The sequence below is a fragment of the Phenylobacterium sp. SCN 70-31 genome (assembly GCF_001724605.1).
In the GTDB taxonomy this organism is placed as follows: domain Bacteria; phylum Pseudomonadota; class Alphaproteobacteria; order Caulobacterales; family Caulobacteraceae; genus Phenylobacterium.
In genome coordinates this window covers 14,676-30,139 of the sequence record NZ_MEEX01000014.1, presented here as the reverse complement: position 1 = coordinate 30,139, position 15,464 = coordinate 14,676, and the positions used below count along the sequence as shown (strand labels likewise).

The window sequence follows — 15,464 nt, the reverse complement described above, 5'->3', positions numbered from 1 at the left end:
CCCGGGGCGGACGTTTCCGCGAGAGGCGTCAGGCCGTCGCCTTCTCGCGGGCCGTCGGCAGGACATAGTCCTTCATCCGCTCCCGGATCAGCTTCTTGTCGATCTTGCCGGTCGCGCCCAGCGGGATGTCGTCCACGAAGACCACGTCGTCGGGCATCCACCACTTCGCGATCTTGCCTTCGAGGAACGACAGGAACTCGGCCCCCTCGGCCTCGACCCCCTCGCACAGCTTGACCAGCAGCACCGGACGCTCGTCCCACTTGGGATGAAGGGCGCCGATGACCGCCGCATTGGCCGCCTTGGGGTGCCCCATGGCGATGTTTTCGATCTCGATGGAGCTGATCCACTCCCCGCCCGACTTGATGACGTCCTTGGCCCGGTCGGTGATCTGCATGAAGCCCTGGTCGTCGATCGTCGCCACGTCGCCGGTGTCGAAGAAGCCCTCTTCGTCCAGGATCTCGCCGCCGTCGCCCTTGAAGTACTCGCCCACGATGAAGGGGCCTTTCACCTTCAGCCGGCCGAAGGTGACCCCGTCGTGCGGCAGACGCCCGCCCGCGTCGTCGGTCAGCTTCATCTCCACGCCCACCGGGGGGCGACCCTGCTTGAGCTTGGATCTGAGCTGGCCTTCGGAATCCAGGGCGGCGATGCCGGCGGTCGGGGCGGCGATGGTCCCCAGCGGCGACATCTCGGTCATGCCCCAGGCGTGGGTCACGTCCACGCCGTACTCGTCGCGGAAGCCGCGCACGATGGCCTCGGGCACGGCCGAGCCGCCGATCACCACCCGCTTGAGCGTGGTGAGCTGGCCCTTGGTCTCGCGAAGGTGGGCCAGCAGCATCTGCCACACCGTCGGCACCGCCGCCGAGAACGTCACGCCCTCGCTCTCCAGCAGTTCGTGGACCGATGCGCCGTCCAGCTTCTGACCCGGCATCACCACCTTGGAGCCCGCCGCCGGGCACGACAGCGCCAGGCCCCAGGCGTTGGCGTGGAACATCGGCACCACCGGCAGCACGACATCCGTGGCCGCCAGGCCCATGACGTCGCGGCCCATGGTGATGACCGTGTGCAGGAAGTTCGAGCGGTGGGTGTAGAGCACGCCCTTGGGATTGCCCGTCGTGCCCGAGGTGTAGCAGAGGCCCGCGGGGGTGTTCTCGTCGAAGTCGCCCCAGACGCAGTCGGCCGACGCCTGCTCCAGCAAGGTCTCGTAGCAGAGCGCGCCGGGCAGATCGCAGCCCTTCATGCCGTCGGCGTCGGTCATGACGACGATCTGCTTCACCGTCGGAATCTTGCCCGCCAACCCCTTCAGGATCGGCGCGAAGGTCAGGTCGGTGAAGATGATCCGGTCTTCGGCATGGTTGACGATGTAGGCGAGCTGGTCGGCGAACAGGCGCGGGTTCAGCGTGTGGCACACCGCGCCGATGCCCATGATGCCGTACCACGCCTCGATGTGGCGGCCGGTGTTCCAGGCCAGGGTGGCGACCCGATCGCCCGGCTGGACTCCCAGTCCCTTCAGGACGTTGGAGAGCCGCTTGGCCCGGTCGTGGATCTGCGCATAGGTCGTGCGCACGATCGGCCCCTCGATCGAACGGGTCACCACCTCGCGGTCAGGATGCCAGGCCTTGGCGTGGTCAAGGATCTTGTCGACCGTCAGCGGCCAGTTCTGCATCGCGCCCAGCATTGGCGTCCGCCTCCCGAGGTTATCGTTTGTCGCTTGTGCGGCAGGATTAGAGAGGCGGGCCCGTTTCCGCAACGGGAACAGGCGTTTGAGCGGCCTCAGCCGGCCAGCCATGCGCGCGACGACGCCTCTGTGGGCGCCTGGGCGTCCACGACGGGCCACGGGCGCGCATCTCCCATGCGGGCGACCTGGTCGCGCAGCACAGCGATGGTGGCGTCCGACGCATCACCGGTGCGCGCGGCCACGCGGGCCTCCAGGACGTCGGGCGACGCGTGCAGCCAGGCGGCGCGGAAGGGGACACCACAGTCCGCGGCCAGCGCCTCGGCCCGCGTCCGCACCGCCGGGTCGAGGAAGGTCGCATCCAGCACCACCGCCCGGCCCGACCGCAGCAGATCGTGCGCCGCCGTGAACAGGGCGTCGTAGGCCCGCGCCTGGGCGACCGGCGTATAGGTCTCGCGCGGCAGCGGGTCGGTGGGCCCCACGCCGGCCAGCCGCTTTCGCACCTCGTCGGTCCGGAGCACCACCGCGCCGGGCGAGGCGCCCAGGCCCGGCGCGACGGCGCGAGCGAAGGTCGACTTGCCCGAGCCCGACAGCCCCCCCACCGCCGCCAGCACGGGCGGCGGCGGCGACAGGTGAGCGATCCCCGCCTCCACATAGGCCCGGGCCAGGGCTGGATCGCCCGAGTGGGCCGACACGTGCGCCCGCACGCCGGCCCGCACCGACAGCATCAGCGGCAGCGCCGCCAGCCCCGTCCAGTGCTCGTCCGGGAAGTCACGCGCCGCCTGGTCGAGGTAGGCCGACAGCGCTCGGACCGCCGCGTCGCGCCGCCCGCGGAAGTCCAGGTCCATCAGCAGGAACGCCAGGTCGTACAGGACATCCACGTCCGAAAGGATGTCGCTGAATTCGATGCAGTCGAACAGGATCGGCCGACCGGCCTCCAGCAGGATATTGCCGAGGTGCAGGTCCCCGTGGCAGCGGCGCGAGAATCCCGCCGCCGCCCGATGCGCCAGCAGCGCCGCCTGTCGCTCCAGCTCGGCTTCGGTCAGCTCGATCAGCGTCTCGACACGGGCCGGGTCCAGGCCCTCGCAGGTTTCGCGCAGGAGACGGGCGTTCGACCCCACCGTGAACGACAGCGCGGTGAGTCCGCCCGCCGGTCGCAGCGGCGCCCCGGCGTGCACGCCCGCGATCGTGCGCCCCAGCGCCTCGGCCAGTTCGCCGGTCACCGCCTCGGGCCTGGCGGCCAGCACCTGGCCCTCGTCGAAACGGCGCATCTCCAGCACCGGTTCGACGGACTCGCCGGCCCCATCCAGCGCCAGGGCGCCGTCCGCCTCGCGCGTGATCCGGCGCACCGCACGATAGATGTCTGGCGCGGTGGCGCGGTTGAATTCCAGTTCGCGGTCCAGCGCCCAGCGCCGCCGCTCGGCCGTGGAGAAGTCGGCATAGCCCAAGTCGGCGTGGCGCTTCATCTTCCAGGCGCGCTCACGCCCCAGAAAGACATGGGCGCAGGCGGTGTCGATGCGACGCTCGCTCAGTCCCGCCAGGAAGGCCATGACCTCCGCTTCGAGGCCTTCGGGCTCGCCCCAAGCGTTGCTCAAGGGACGCGAGCCTCGCTCAAGGGAACAGCCGACGCGTCGTCCAGCCGGCGCCGGACGTCTCGAACAGCAGGCGCTCGTGCAGGCGGAACGGACGGTCGCGCCAGAACTCGATCGACCGGGCCTCGACCCGGAACCCGGACCAGTGCGGCGGACGGGCCACCTTGCCCAGGCCAAAGCGCAGGCCGACCTCGGCGATCTTCTTCTCGAACGCCAGCCGGTCGGGCAACGTGCGCGACTGCGCGCTGGCCCAGGCTCCGATCTGAGCCGGACGGGCCCGGGTGGCGAAGTAGGCGTCCGCTTCGGCGTCGGTCGTCGGCGTCACCGGCCCGCGGATGCGCACCTGGCGACGCAGGGATTTCCAGTGGAACAGCAGGGCGGCCTTGGGATTCGCGGCCAGTTCCCGGCCCTTGGCGCTCTCCAGGTTGGTGTAGAACACGAAGCCGCCCGCATCGACGCCCTTCAGCAGAACCATCCGCACGTCGGGCAGGCCGTCGGCGTCGACGGTGGCAAGAGCCATCGCGTTGGCGTCGTTGGGTTCATGCCGCAAAGCCTCGGCGAACCAGGCGTCGAACAGGACGAAGGGATCGTCTTCCGAGAGCAAGGGCGGCGGCTCGGCGGCCGCCACCTGGCGCACATAGTCGTCCTCGCTGGGCGAGGCCGGGATAGCGGTGTTGCGGGCGTCGTCGGTCACGGGCCGTCCCTATAGTCCCGCCGCAGCCGGGTGGCGAGCGGCCGTGGCGTTTAACGGAGTATTGACGCCGTTTACCCTAATTTCGCAGCTCATGAGTCTGGCCGCCGCCGAGATGAGCCTGAAAGACGCCCGCGAGGTGCTGGGCGTCAGTTCCGCGTCGACCCCCGCCGAGATCCGCCAGGCCTATCGCGAGGCCGCCAAGCGGGCCCATCCGGACGCGGGCGGGGACGAACGCGCCTTCCGTCAGATCGTGGAGGCCTACCGCCGCCTGCAGGACCCGCTGGGCGATCGCATGATACAGGCCCCCCGGCGTCCGCGCGCCACGCCGACCCCCGACCTGGAGATTTCGCCACTGATCGCGCTGGAGGGCGGCGAGGTCGACCACCGTCTGCCCGACGGGCGCATGATCCGCATCACGCTGCCGGCTGGGCTGCGCTCGGGCGACAAGGTCCGCGCCGCCGGCGCCGCGCTCAGCGTCTACATCCGCGCCCAGGACGGCGTGATCGTGCGCGGCGACGACCTCTGGCTGACGGCGCGGGTTTCACCCGCTGTTCTGAAGAAGGGCGGCCGGATCGCCGTGGAGACACCCATCGGCCGGCGCAGCGTCTGGATCGACCGGAAGGCGGCCGAGCGCGGCCTGGTGCGGGTGGAGGGCGAGGGCCTTCCGGCGCGCGGACGCCGGGCCAGGGGCCATCTCTTCATTCGCCTCAGCGCCGAGATCGGTGCGACCGACAGCGCCGCCCTCGCGCTCCTGCGCCGCTTCGCCGCCGCCTGGGCGGCCTAGGAGCCGGCCTGCGATCCGGCCCCGATCAGGCCGGAAGCCCCAGTTCGACGATCCCCAGCCCGCGCTCGCCCTGAACGGCGTAGACCATGTAGACGCGGCCGCCCTCCTCGTAGATCGCAGGGTCGCGGAGCTGGTTGGCGGGAAGGTTGATCGCGCTGCGGTAGGACGGGACCAGGGGCAGTCCTGCGCCTTCCCAAGGGCGTTCGGGGCGCAGCACCTCGACGGGAGGACCGGCCTTCCAGCCCGCCCAGTCGCCCGAGATGTCGATATCCGAGACATAGATCCGCTCGGGCGCATCGCCCACGCGCGTCCAGAAGACATGCAGGGTGTCGCCGCGTTGCAGCAGCGCGCTGTGGCGCTGGTCGATCCCGAACAGCCGCGGTCCGACCTCGAACGGCGCAAATCCGTCGGGCGACCGCAGGAAGATCCCCGGCATGGCCATCGCATACGTCTGGCCCGCATGAGGGAACACCCGCATGTAAGCCGGTCCCAGGGTCTCGCCGAGCGGGCGGAACGACACCCCGTCCATCGAGATCGCCACCCGTGTGCGCTGCTGCGTGAAGGCCGAGAGGCCGTGATGGTACATGACGATCCGTCGCCGTTCGTGGTCCACGTGGACGTCCGGCGAGGCGATGTGCGGCAGGGTGGCGTCGTCCAGGGGCGACGGGATTCCCGGCGTTCCAGGGGGAGCCCGGTTGGGACCGGCGCCCTGGAGCAGCTTCGCCTCGGCTTCGGGGGAACCGGACTGGCGTACCGTCGGAAAGCCGGATTGCGCGAGGTCCAGGGAGCCCGGCGCATGCACCGTCCACGGACCTTCCAGCCGGTCGGCGTAGGCGAGGCGAATGTAGTCGCCCTTGTGATCCGCGAAATAGAGGTAGTAGCGGCCCAGCCGGCCGGGCAGCCAGTCGGGGGCGCGGATCAGCGACGGCCCTTCGATGTTGTCGCCCATCCGGGAGTCCATGCCGGGGGCGATGATGGGTCGGTCGACGAGACGACGCACACGCCACCGCCCCTCGCCCGCACGCGCCGACGCCACGCCCACGGCCATGCCCGCGCCCGCCAATCCTGCCACGCCCACCAGACCGGAGAGCGCGTCCCGGCGTCTCGGCGTCCTCGATACGCGTCCCTTCATGACGCCAGCAGACCCGAGGCGCCGTCCGGACGCAAGCCGGCGCACATTGCGGCGGCCATAGCCACGGATCATGGCGCGCCGGACAATCGCGAGGCGCTTCCTCAACGGTGATCCCCGCGACACACGCAACGGATGCCCCCACCGCCGGCATGCGATACATTGAGGCATGTCCGAATCCGCCCCGCCGCCGCCCGCCGATGCGGACGCCCGGATTCCGCTCTTCGCCGATCCGCTGGCCGGATGGGTCAATGACGACATCCTGCTCGACAAGGACGCGCGTCGGCGGCTGGGGGCCGAGCATCCACAGGCCTTGCGGGTGCTGGACTGGCCCGAACTGCGGGCGCTGTTCAACAAGCACGAAGCGCCGGCCAACCATCACGCCCGGCGCGACCGGCGACTGGGGCTGACCTCGGTGCTGGTAGGTGTCGCGGCCCTGGTGCTGGCGGCCTTCACACCGCTGGCCGGCGCGGCGGGCCAAGCGGCCGGAGCGCAGATAGCAGGGGCCCTGGCGGCGTTCCTGGCGCTGGCGGCCGGCGCCCTCGCGCTCTGCCAGATGATGGCCGCCCGCTCCAAGGCCGAATGGCTGGGCAGCCGCTACTGGACCGAACGCGCCCGGGGCCTCTACTTCCAGGTTCTGGTCAACAACCTCGACCTTGCGGCCCGGGCCATGACCGACGACGCCGCGCTGGGCGCCTGGAAGCGCGCCCGCGCCCAGGCGCTCGACGCCCTGCCGCCCGCCGGCGATCTCGCCGGCCGGGTGCGTGACATGACCCGCGACGTGGCCGACGACGAGGTGTGGATCCTGCCGGCTTGGCGAACCGCCCCGCCCGCGCCCGAGACCAGCCCGCAGCTCGATCTTCTGCTCTCCTGCCTGCGGGCCCAGCGCATGGATGTCCAGATCGACTACAGCCGCCGCAAGCTGGGCGACTCGCTGGCCGCGCCACGCCAGCAGGCCGATGCGGCCCGGCGCGCGGTGGGAGGGCTGACGGTCGCGGCCGTCGCCGCCGCCGGTCTCGCGGGCGTGCTGCTGACCTTCGGATTCACCCTCTCCGCCTTGGGGGTCCAGGCGGCCGTGGCCGTGGCGGCCGCAGCGGCGGCCCTGGCCCTCGGCCTGCGAGCGGTCAACGACGGCCTGTTTCCGGCCTCAGATCTCGTCCGATACGCCTGGTACAACGCCGCCGCCGTCCAGGCGCGGGCCCAGTTCGACGGCGGCGACCTCGAAGCGCGTATCGACGCCCTGCGCGCGATGGAAGGCCACGCCTACCGCGACCTGCGCGGCTTCATCGCCAGCCATACCCGGTCCCGCTGAGCCTGAGGGGCATAGGCCGTCAGGCGTTGGCCGAAAGACGGGCGATCAGCGCCGGCGCCTCGCGCGGGTGGCCAAGCCTGAAGGCTTCCAGGCCGGCGATGTCGGGGGATGCGAACAGCGTCTCGTACTGCGCCTTGCGCCGATCGTAGGTGTCCCAGGCCCACCGGATGGGGTGACCCTTGTCGAGCCACCTGGCGAAGGTCTCGCGGTTGCCGGTGCCGGGCCAGAGTTCGTCGCCCGACAGCGCCCGGGTGAACGAGCGGCGGATCACGCGCGACATCACCACCGAGCGCGAATAGTCCAGCCAGACCAGATGGGTCACGCGCGCCAGCAGGCTGGGCCGGCGGACATAATTGCCGCAGCTCACCCAGGCCTCGGCGGCCATGGCCGCCTCGCAGCGCCGCAGGAACTCCTCCGGATCGGTCTCGTGCAAAGCGACCCAGCCCGGCTGCCAGGTGACGGCGTCCAGGTCGATGTGCGGCACGCCCTGCGCGACCGCCAAGGTCCTCGCGAAGGTGGTCTTCCCGCTCCCCGAACTGCCGATCACCGCCACGCGCATGACGGCGAGAATGTCAGGATTCGGCGTCGGGTCCGATCTCGGCCGGCAGTTCGCCCAGCACCTCGTCCGTGTGCTCGCCGAGTTTCGGCGGGTGCCGCCGCAGGTTGGACGGGGTCTTCGAGAAGCGGACGGGCGGCTTCATCAGCCGATACCGGCCCACGTCCGGATGCTCGAACTCCTGGAAGAAGCCGACGGCCTTCAGGTGCGGATCGTCGGGCAGGTCGTCCAGGGCGTTGGTCTTCACCACCGGGATCGAGAGCGGCTTGAGGATGTCGAGCCATTCCTGGGTCGTCTTGGTGGCGGCGGCCGTCTCGATCAGGCCGTAGAGCTCCTGGATGTGCTTCGCGCGCGTGCCGTAGTCCGCGAAGCGAGGGTCGTTCTTCACCTGCTCGCCATATCCGGCCGCGTCGAAGAACTGGTCCCACTGTTTGTCGGTGTAGGGCAGCAGGCCGATCCAGCCGTCCTTGGTCCGGAACGGCTTGCGGTTGGGATTGATCACCCGCTGGTAGCCCCATTGGCCGGTCGGAGGCTGGAACGTGTTGTCGTAGAGATGCTCCACCAGCAGGAAGCTGGTGACGCACTCGAACATCGGCACCTCGACGAACTGGCCTTCGCCGGTGCGGGCGCGATGCAGAAGGGCGGCGGTGATCGCCTGCGAGACGAAGAGGCCCGAGACCTTGTCGGCCATCAGCGTCGGCAGGATACGGGGCGTCGGGTTCCCGTCGGTGCGGCCCAGGATGTCCGCACAACCCGACGCCGACTGGATCAGGTCGTCGTAGGCCGGCTCCCCCGCGTAAGGGCCGTCCGAGCCGTAGCCGGCGGCATGGACGAAGACGATGTCCGGCCTGATGGCGGCTACGTCCTCATACGACAGGCCCAGGCGCTTCATGCCTTCGTAACGGATCGAACTCGCGATCACGTCGCAGGATCGGATCAGCCGCCGCAGCGCCCGTTTGCCGCTGTCGGTCTTCATGTCCAGCAGGATCGAGCGCTTGTTGCGGTTGATGGTGAGGAAGATCGGCCCCATGCCGCGCGGCGCGCCCTCGGGCATGTGGCCCGCCCAGCGCATGATGTCGCCGCCGTCGCCCCGGCCGGAGCCGGGGTCCTCGACCTTGATCACATCGGCGCCCTGGTCGGCGAGGATCTGGGTGCCATAGGCGCCGTTGACCACGCTGGTCAGGTCCAGGATGCGGATGCCCGACAGCGGGCCGGTGGGTTTGTCGGCGAGGGGGCGGGCGGTCATGCGGCTCCTCTACGGGATGGTCGGTACGTCAGGCCAGCCGATCGATCGCGGCGCGCAAATCGTCGACGATCAGATCGCGTTTTTCTTCCAGGTCGGAGACACGGCCGGCCACGCCCACGGCGAACGTCCGACCGAACGGGCCGTTCGGCAGGGCGGCGCCCAGAATGCCCACGCCCGGCGAGATGGTGTTTCGCGAGAAGGCGTAGCCGCGCGCCCGCACCTCGTTGACGCGCCCCATGAGGTCTTCCCGGGTCTGACCCACATCGTCGCCTGCCGCGTTGATCCGTCGGCGCAGGCGTTCGATCTCGCCGTCACGCTTGGCCGAGAGCAGCACCAGCCCCAGCCCCGAGCGCGCCAGCGGCCGCAATGTGCCCGGCGGCACGCGGTGCAGCGTCGGTTCGGTGGCGTGCAGGACGTGGACGTACTGGGCGTGCAGGTCGCTCTGGACCGCGAGGATCACGGTCAGGTCCGTCCTGCGGCGCAGATCCTCCAGCGTCCCGAGAAGGGGGCCGTCCCCGAACAGGACGCCGGGCACCCAGTCGCCGAGTTTGGTCAGCCGCATGGTGGGGAAATAGGTCCGCCGCTCGCGGTCGTAGTCGAGGTAGCCCTGGATCACGAGCGACTTCATCAGGGCCGAGCCGCTGGACGCGGGATAGCCCAGTTCGTCCAGCACCTCCTTCAGCGCCAGCGGCCGCCGTTGGCGGGCGAAGACCTCGAGGATCTCCAGGGCCCGCTGCGCCGACTTGACTCCGCCGTCCGCCAGAACCGCCTCCCCGTCGCCCTTCATCCACATATATGGAAATTCGATCCATATATGGGCGTTCTACGTCGGAGCTAGTAACGGTTCGCCGCACCCTGTTCAATGGGTGAAAACAGAGGGAACGCCATGGAGTTCGAGCTGTCCGAAGAGCATCGCATGCTCAAGGATCTGGTGGCCCGGTTCGTCCGCGACGAACTCATGCCGCTGGAGACCGGCGTCATGGCGCGGGAGGCCGAGGGCGGTGGCCTCTACCTGGACGCCGAGGTGCAGGCGCGCCTGGACGCCAAGGCCCATGAACTCGGCCTGTTCGGCCTGGACGCCCCCGAGGACGTGGGCGGCTCGGACCTGCCGATGGTGGCGATGGTCGGCGTCGAGGAGGAGATCGGCCGCACCGTCACGCCCTACACCCTGCCGCCCGACAGCCCGAACCTGCGGATGCTGATGGCGACGGTGAACGAGCGCCAGCGGCAGGCCTATCTGGCGCCCTACGTGGCCGGCAAGACCGTGTCGGCCATCGGCATCTCCGAACCCGGCGCCGGGTCGGACCCCGCGGCCATGACCACGCGCGCGGTCCGCGACGGCGACGACTGGATCATAAACGGCCGAAAGATCTGGATCACCCGGGCGGCCGACGCCGACTTCACGATCCTGATGGCCGTGACCGATCCCGAGAAAGGCGCGCGCGGCGGCATGACCGCCTTCCTGGTCGACAAGGGCACACCGGGCTTCAACGTCCTGCGCCGCATCCCCATGCTGGGCGGGCAGTACACCTACGAGGTGGCGCTGGAGGACTGCCGGGTCGAAGGCTGGAAGCTGCTGGGCCAGGAGGGCGCCGGCTTCGCGCCCATGCAGACGCGCCTGGGCACGCGGCGAATCCAGATGGCGGCCTGGTCCGTCGGCATGGCTCAGCGGGCGGTCGACATGATGATCGAGTACGCCCCGCAGCGGAAAACCTTCGGCGCGCCGCTGAGCGAGCGACAGGCCATCCAGTTCTGGATCGCCGAGGCGGTGACCAAGATCCACGCCACCCGCCTGATGACCTACGACTGCGCGTGGAAGCTGGACAACGGCCGCGACGTGCGCTCCGAGATCAGCATGATCAAGTGGTTCGCGACCGAGATGGCCTACGAGACCGTTGACCGGGCCATGCAGGCCTTCGGCGCGATGGGCATGACCAAGGAGCTTCCGCTGCAGCTCATGCAGGCGAAGCTCCGGACGATGCGGATCTATGACGGGCCCACCGAAGTCCATAAGTGGGTGGTGGCCAGGAACCTGTTGGGGACGAGACGATGAAGAGCGCTTACGGCGACCACGTGAAGGTCGCGATGGACGGCCATGTGGCGGTGGTGACCCTGGACCGGGGGCCACACAACTTCGTCTCGGTCGATTTCATGCGCGACCTGGCCGACGCCAGCCAGGCCATCGACGAGAACCCGGAAGCACGCGCCGTCGTCCTGCAGTCGGAAGGCAAGAGCTTCTCCGCAGGCGCCGACTTCAGCTCGTCCACCGACTCCGTGGCCTCGGGCATGGGCGGCATCAACGACCTCTACGTCCAGGCCGTGCGGCTCTATTCGGTGGCCAAGCCCATCGTGGCGGCGGTGCAGGGCGCGGCGGTGGGCGCGGGCCTGGGCCTGGCCCTGGTGGCCGACTTCCGGATCGCCAGCCCCGAGGCGCGGTTCGCCGCCAATTTCGTGAAGCTCGGCTTCCACGCGGGCTTCGGCATCAGTCTGGCGCTGCCGCGGCTGATCGGCGAGCAGCGCGCGGCGCTGATGCTGCTGACGGGCCGGCGCGTGAAGCCGGAGGACGGCCTGCCGTGGGGCCTGGTGGACGAGATTGTCCCGGCGGCGGAGCTGAGGGCCGCGGCCCTCAAGCTGGCGCAGGAGATCGCCGAGGCGGCGCCGCTGGCGGTGATCGAGACCCGCAAGACCCTCCGCGCCGACCTCGCCCAGGCGATAAAGGCGCGCACCGACATCGAACACACCAAGCAGGCGGCGCTTCGGGCGACCGAGGACTTCCAGGAGGGCGTCCGCTCGGTCGCCGAGCGGCGGCCCGGGAACTTCAAGGGGCGCTAGCATGCGCGCCGCCATCCTCGGCGCCGCGGTCCTGGCGGCGTCCGCCACCGCGCCCGCGGGCGCGCAGGTGGGCGATACGGCCGTCGTCCCGAATGACGGCCGGACGACGGTGGCGGTGCGGACCCGGCCCGATCAGGCCGGCGACCTCTACCGCTTCCAGAGCGACACCGAGTTCGTCCAGACTGACGACCAGGGCGGCCAGACCCAGTCCAACCGTCAGGTGTTCGACCTGGAGGTGCTGGGGGTGGAGCCTGGCGGCGGCCTGCGCCTGCGCTATACGCTGCGTGAAGCTCGGCTCAAGGACAGCGGCGGCGCCTCGATGGAAGCGGCCCTCAAGGCGACGGTCGGCGAGGGGCTGGAATTCCGTATCGGTCGTGACGGCCGGCTGACCGCCGTCGACAACTGGCCGGAGTTCCGCGAACGGATGCAGGCGCGGGTGGAAGCCGCCCTGCCCGAGACCGATCCCGTGCGAGCGCTGGTGCGCCAACGCCTGGATCAGCCGCCGCTGCTGGCCGCCGACGAACTGGTGCTGGGCGATCTGCGCCTGATGGCCGCCATGGAGATCCAGGGCGCCGCGCCCCTGGGGATCACCGATCTGAACGCCGACCGTCCCACCGCCGGACGCGCCACGCTGGAGGTGTCGGTCGAGAAGCCCGACTGCCGCGTGCGGATCAAGCGCGAGACCAGCCGCTCGGCCTCGGGCGTCAGCCGCGCGATCGTCTCCGAAGCCGAGGTGGCCGCCACCGACGGACGGGTGGTGACCCTGACCGAGCGTCGGGTCACCCGCGCCCCGGCCGGAGCCCAGACCGAAACCATCCAGATCCGCCGCCTGAGTCCCGCACCCCCCTGCTGAGCCGGAACGGCTACAGGCGGTCCAGTTGCTCCAGGCGCCGCGCGGCGCCGACGATCGCGGGATAGGGGTGGATGACCAGATAGGTCGGGATCGCCTTCACATAGTCCGACAGCCGGCCCTTGGCCTCGAAACGCTTCCGGAACGCGCCGCCGGCCAGGCGTTCGGCGATCCGCGGGCCTATGCCGCCCGCCACGAACACGCCGCCGCGGGCGCCGAAGGTGAGCGCCAGGTCGCCCGCCGCCGAGCCCAGGATGCGGCAGAAGCGGTCGAGGGCGGCGCCGGCCAGCGGATCGCCCACCAGCCCGTCCCGCGTCACGGCCGCCTCGTCCGGAAGCGACGCCGGTTCGCCGCGCATCTCGGCGAGGATGCCATAGAGGTCGTACAGGCCCTGTCCGGACAGCAGGCGCTCGACCGAGACCCGGCCGTATTTCGCCGACATCTGCTTGAGGATCTCGATTTCCACCTCGTCGGACGGGGCGAATCCGGCATGGCCGCCCTCGGTGGCGATGGGGATTTCCCCCCGCTCGCCCCGCGCCAGCGCCGCCACGCCGAACCCCGTGCCGGGGCCGAGGGCGACGATCGGGCAGTCGTGGGCGCCCTTGGGCAGGTCAGGACCGAGGACCCGCAGATCGGCGCCCTCCAGGCGCGGGCACGCCAGGGCCTGGGCGGCGAAGTCGTTGATCAGTTCGACCGCCTCGAACTCGAACTGGGCGAGGAGATCGCCCTCGGAAACGGTCCAATGGAGGTTGGTGAACTCGATCTCGCCGTCCACCACCGGCCCCGCCACGGCCAGCACGGCCCGAGGCGGCCGCTTCTTGCCCGCCGTCGTGGCGAGATAGTCGGCGATCACGTCGTCCAGGCTGGCGTAGTCCTTGTTGGCGAAGGTGCGGGGGTGCCGGATGCGCCCTTCCACGTCGACCAGGGCCAGACGGGCGTTGGTGCCGCCGATGTCTCCCACCAGTCCCATCCAGAGCGTGCGCATCAGGCGGCCTCGAAGAGGGCGCAGGCGCCGGTGTCGGCCGGGCCGGCGGCGCGGCGCATCCAGCCGAACAGCTCGCGGCCGAAGCCGTGGCCGGCCGGCGGGCAGATCGCACGCTGGCGGCCCATCAGTTCCCGCGGGTCGATCCGGATGTCGAGCGTCCCGGCTTCGGCGTCCAGGCGGATGACGTCACCGTCGCGGACGTAGGCGAGCGGTCCCCCGACGGCGGCTTCGGGGGTCATGTGGATCGCCGCCGGCACCTTGCCGCTGGCGCCCGACATGCGGCCGTCGGTGACCAGGGCCACCTTGAAACCCTTGTCCTGCAACACCCCCAGCGGCGGCGTGAGCGAATGCAGCTCGGGCATGCCGTTGGCCTGCGGCCCCTGGAACCGCACCACGGCGACGAAGTCGCGATTCAGCTCGCCGCGCCTGTAGGCGTCCAGCAGGGCGTCCTGGTCGTCGAACACCGCGGCGGGCGCCTCGACGATCCGGTGCTGCGGCTTGACGGCCGAGGTCTTGATGACGCCTCGCCCCAGCGGTCCGGTGAGCAGGCGCAGGCCGCCCTCCGCTTCGAACGGATCGCTGGCCGGGCGGAGGATATCGGTGTTCAGGCTGGACTCGGGCCCATCGCGCCACACCAGGCGGCCGTCGTCCAGGAACGGCTCCTGCCGGTAGCGGCTCAGCCCCTCCCCGGCCACGGTGCGGACGTCCTCGTGGAGCAGGCCGGCATCCAGCAGGGTGCGGGTCACGAAGGCCATGCCCCCCGCGGCATGGAAGGCGTTCACGTCCTCGGTCCCGTTCGGATAGACCCGTGCGATCAGCGGCGTGACGCGCGAGAGGTCGTCCATGTCCTCCCAGGTCATCTGGACGCCGGCCGCCCGCGCCATGGCCAGGATGTGCAGGGTGTGGTTGGTCGAGCCGCCCGTGGCCAGCAGGCCGGCCGTGGCGTTCACGAGGCTCTTCTCGTCGATCACGGCGTAGAAGGGCGTGTAGGCGTTGGTCCCGCCGCGGATTTCCACCGCCCGGCGGGCCGCCGCCGCGGTCAGGGCGTCGCGCAGCGGGGTGTTGGGCGTGACGAAGGCGGCGCCCGGCAGATGCAGGCCCGTCATCTCCATCATCATCTGGTTGGAATTGGCCGTGCCGTAGAAGGTGCAGGTTCCCGGCCCGTGGTAGCTCTTCATCTCGGAATCGAGCAGCTCGTCGCGCGTGGCCTTCCCCTCGGCGTAGAGGGCGCGGACGCGGGCCTTCTCGGCGTTGGAGATCCCCGAGGTCATCGGCCCGCCCGGCACGAAGATCGCCGGCAGGTGGCCGAAGGCGGCCGCGCCCATGAAGAGACCCGGCACGATCTTGTCGCAGATGCCCAGCATCAGGGTCGCGTCGAAGGCGTCGTGGGTCAGCGCGATGGCCGTCGACATGGCGATCACGTCGCGGCTGAAGAGGGACAGCTCCATGCCCGGCCGGCCCTGGGTCACGCCATCGCACATGGCGGGCACGCCGCCCGCGTACTGCGCCGTGGCGCCGGCCTCGCGCGCCGCGCGGCGGATCAAGTCGGGAAACCGCTCGTACGGCTGATGGGCCGAGAGCATGTCGTTGTAGGCCGAGACGATGGCCACATTGGGCGCGCCGGGATCGCGCATCCGGGTCTTGTCGCCGTCGGGCGAGGCGGCGAAGGCGTGGGCCCAGTTGGCGCACGACAGCTTGGCGCGGCCTGGGCCGTCGTGCCGAGCCGCCTCCATGCGCGCCAGGTAGTCGGCGCGGGACGCGCGGCTGCGCGCGACGATCCGTTGGGTCACCTCGGCCGTGACGGGATGGATG

General features: G+C 70.6%; 14 protein-coding genes. 5 read left to right on the top strand and 9 right to left on the bottom strand.

Features of this window, described 5'->3' with window-relative positions:
• Positions 1-28: 28 nt before the first annotated feature.
• The 3 genes from ABS78_RS12320 to pdxH all read right to left on the bottom strand — a co-directional run bounded on the left by ABS78_RS12320 (position 29) and on the right by pdxH (position 3,958).
• Positions 29-1,675, bottom strand: a complete 1,647-nt coding sequence (locus tag ABS78_RS12320; RefSeq protein WP_293379293.1) for a long-chain-fatty-acid--CoA ligase — start codon at positions 1,673-1,675, stop codon at positions 29-31.
• A gap of 95 nt (positions 1,676-1,770) precedes the next feature.
• The gene (locus ABS78_RS12315) at positions 1,771-3,267 is read right to left on the bottom strand and encodes a bifunctional aminoglycoside phosphotransferase/ATP-binding protein (protein ID WP_293379290.1); all 1,497 of its coding nucleotides are present in this window, start codon (positions 3,265-3,267) and stop codon (positions 1,771-1,773) included.
• 16 nt (positions 3,268-3,283) lie between these two features.
• The gene (pdxH, locus tag ABS78_RS12310) at positions 3,284-3,958 is read right to left on the bottom strand and encodes a pyridoxamine 5'-phosphate oxidase (protein ID WP_293379287.1); all 675 of its coding nucleotides are present in this window, start codon (positions 3,956-3,958) and stop codon (positions 3,284-3,286) included.
• A 91-nt stretch (positions 3,959-4,049) separates the two neighbouring features.
• Between pdxH and ABS78_RS12305 the strand changes: the two genes are divergently transcribed.
• Positions 4,050-4,742, top strand: coding sequence for a DnaJ domain-containing protein (locus ABS78_RS12305; RefSeq protein ID WP_293379284.1), 693 nt, complete (start codon positions 4,050-4,052; stop codon positions 4,740-4,742).
• A 25-nt stretch (positions 4,743-4,767) separates the two neighbouring features.
• Here the strand turns inward: ABS78_RS12305 and ABS78_RS12300 are convergent, their stop codons facing one another.
• Entirely contained in the window at positions 4,768-5,874 is a 1,107-nt protein-coding gene (locus tag ABS78_RS12300) for a hypothetical protein (protein WP_293379281.1), read from the bottom strand.
• 166 nt (positions 5,875-6,040) lie between these two features.
• Here ABS78_RS12300 and ABS78_RS12295 point away from each other — a divergent pair, with 166 nt between their 5' ends.
• Positions 6,041-7,183 (top strand): hypothetical protein, encoded by a 1,143-nt coding sequence (locus ABS78_RS12295; protein WP_293379278.1) that lies wholly within the window; start codon positions 6,041-6,043, stop codon positions 7,181-7,183.
• A 19-nt stretch (positions 7,184-7,202) separates the two neighbouring features.
• On the opposite strand, the gene ABS78_RS12290 is transcribed toward ABS78_RS12295, so the two are convergent.
• Genes ABS78_RS12290 through ABS78_RS12280 form a run of 3 tightly spaced genes read right to left on the bottom strand, consistent with a single transcriptional unit; the run spans position 7,203 to position 9,772 of the window.
• Complete coding sequence (locus tag ABS78_RS12290; protein WP_293379275.1) at positions 7,203-7,742, bottom strand: hypothetical protein; 540 nt, start codon at positions 7,740-7,742, stop codon at positions 7,203-7,205.
• A 13-nt stretch (positions 7,743-7,755) separates the two neighbouring features.
• The gene (locus tag ABS78_RS12285; protein ID WP_293379273.1) at positions 7,756-8,985 is read right to left on the bottom strand and encodes a CoA transferase; all 1,230 of its coding nucleotides are present in this window, start codon (positions 8,983-8,985) and stop codon (positions 7,756-7,758) included.
• 28 nt (positions 8,986-9,013) lie between these two features.
• Positions 9,014-9,772 carry a helix-turn-helix domain-containing protein gene (locus tag ABS78_RS12280; protein ID WP_293379270.1) on the bottom strand — a complete coding sequence of 253 codons (759 nt, stop codon included), beginning with the start codon at positions 9,770-9,772 and terminating at the stop codon, positions 9,014-9,016.
• Between the two features lie 99 nt (positions 9,773-9,871).
• Between ABS78_RS12280 and ABS78_RS12275 the strand changes: the two genes are divergently transcribed.
• From ABS78_RS12275 to ABS78_RS12265, 3 genes are read left to right on the top strand one after another with little or no spacing between them, the layout of a single operon-like run.
• Positions 9,872-11,038 carry an acyl-CoA dehydrogenase family protein gene (locus tag ABS78_RS12275; RefSeq protein ID WP_293379267.1) on the top strand — a complete coding sequence of 389 codons (1,167 nt, stop codon included), beginning with the start codon at positions 9,872-9,874 and terminating at the stop codon, positions 11,036-11,038.
• Positions 11,035-11,817, top strand: coding sequence for an enoyl-CoA hydratase/isomerase family protein (locus ABS78_RS12270; protein WP_293379263.1), 783 nt, complete (start codon positions 11,035-11,037; stop codon positions 11,815-11,817). Before ABS78_RS12275 ends, ABS78_RS12270 begins: the two co-directional genes overlap by 4 nt.
• Position 11,818: 1 nt before the next feature.
• Positions 11,819-12,670 (top strand): hypothetical protein, encoded by an 852-nt coding sequence (locus tag ABS78_RS12265; protein WP_293379261.1) that lies wholly within the window; start codon positions 11,819-11,821, stop codon positions 12,668-12,670.
• Between the two features lie 10 nt (positions 12,671-12,680).
• On the opposite strand, the gene glk is transcribed toward ABS78_RS12265, so the two are convergent.
• Both glk and edd read right to left on the bottom strand, forming a co-directional pair.
• Complete coding sequence (gene glk, locus ABS78_RS12260) at positions 12,681-13,652, bottom strand: glucokinase (protein ID WP_293379258.1); 972 nt, start codon at positions 13,650-13,652, stop codon at positions 12,681-12,683.
• On the bottom strand, positions 13,652-15,463 hold the full coding sequence (gene edd, locus ABS78_RS12255; protein ID WP_363083180.1) for a phosphogluconate dehydratase: 1,812 nt from the start codon (positions 15,461-15,463) through the stop codon (positions 13,652-13,654). The genes glk and edd overlap by 1 nt, the downstream gene beginning before the upstream one ends.
• Position 15,464 lies beyond the last annotated feature (1 nt).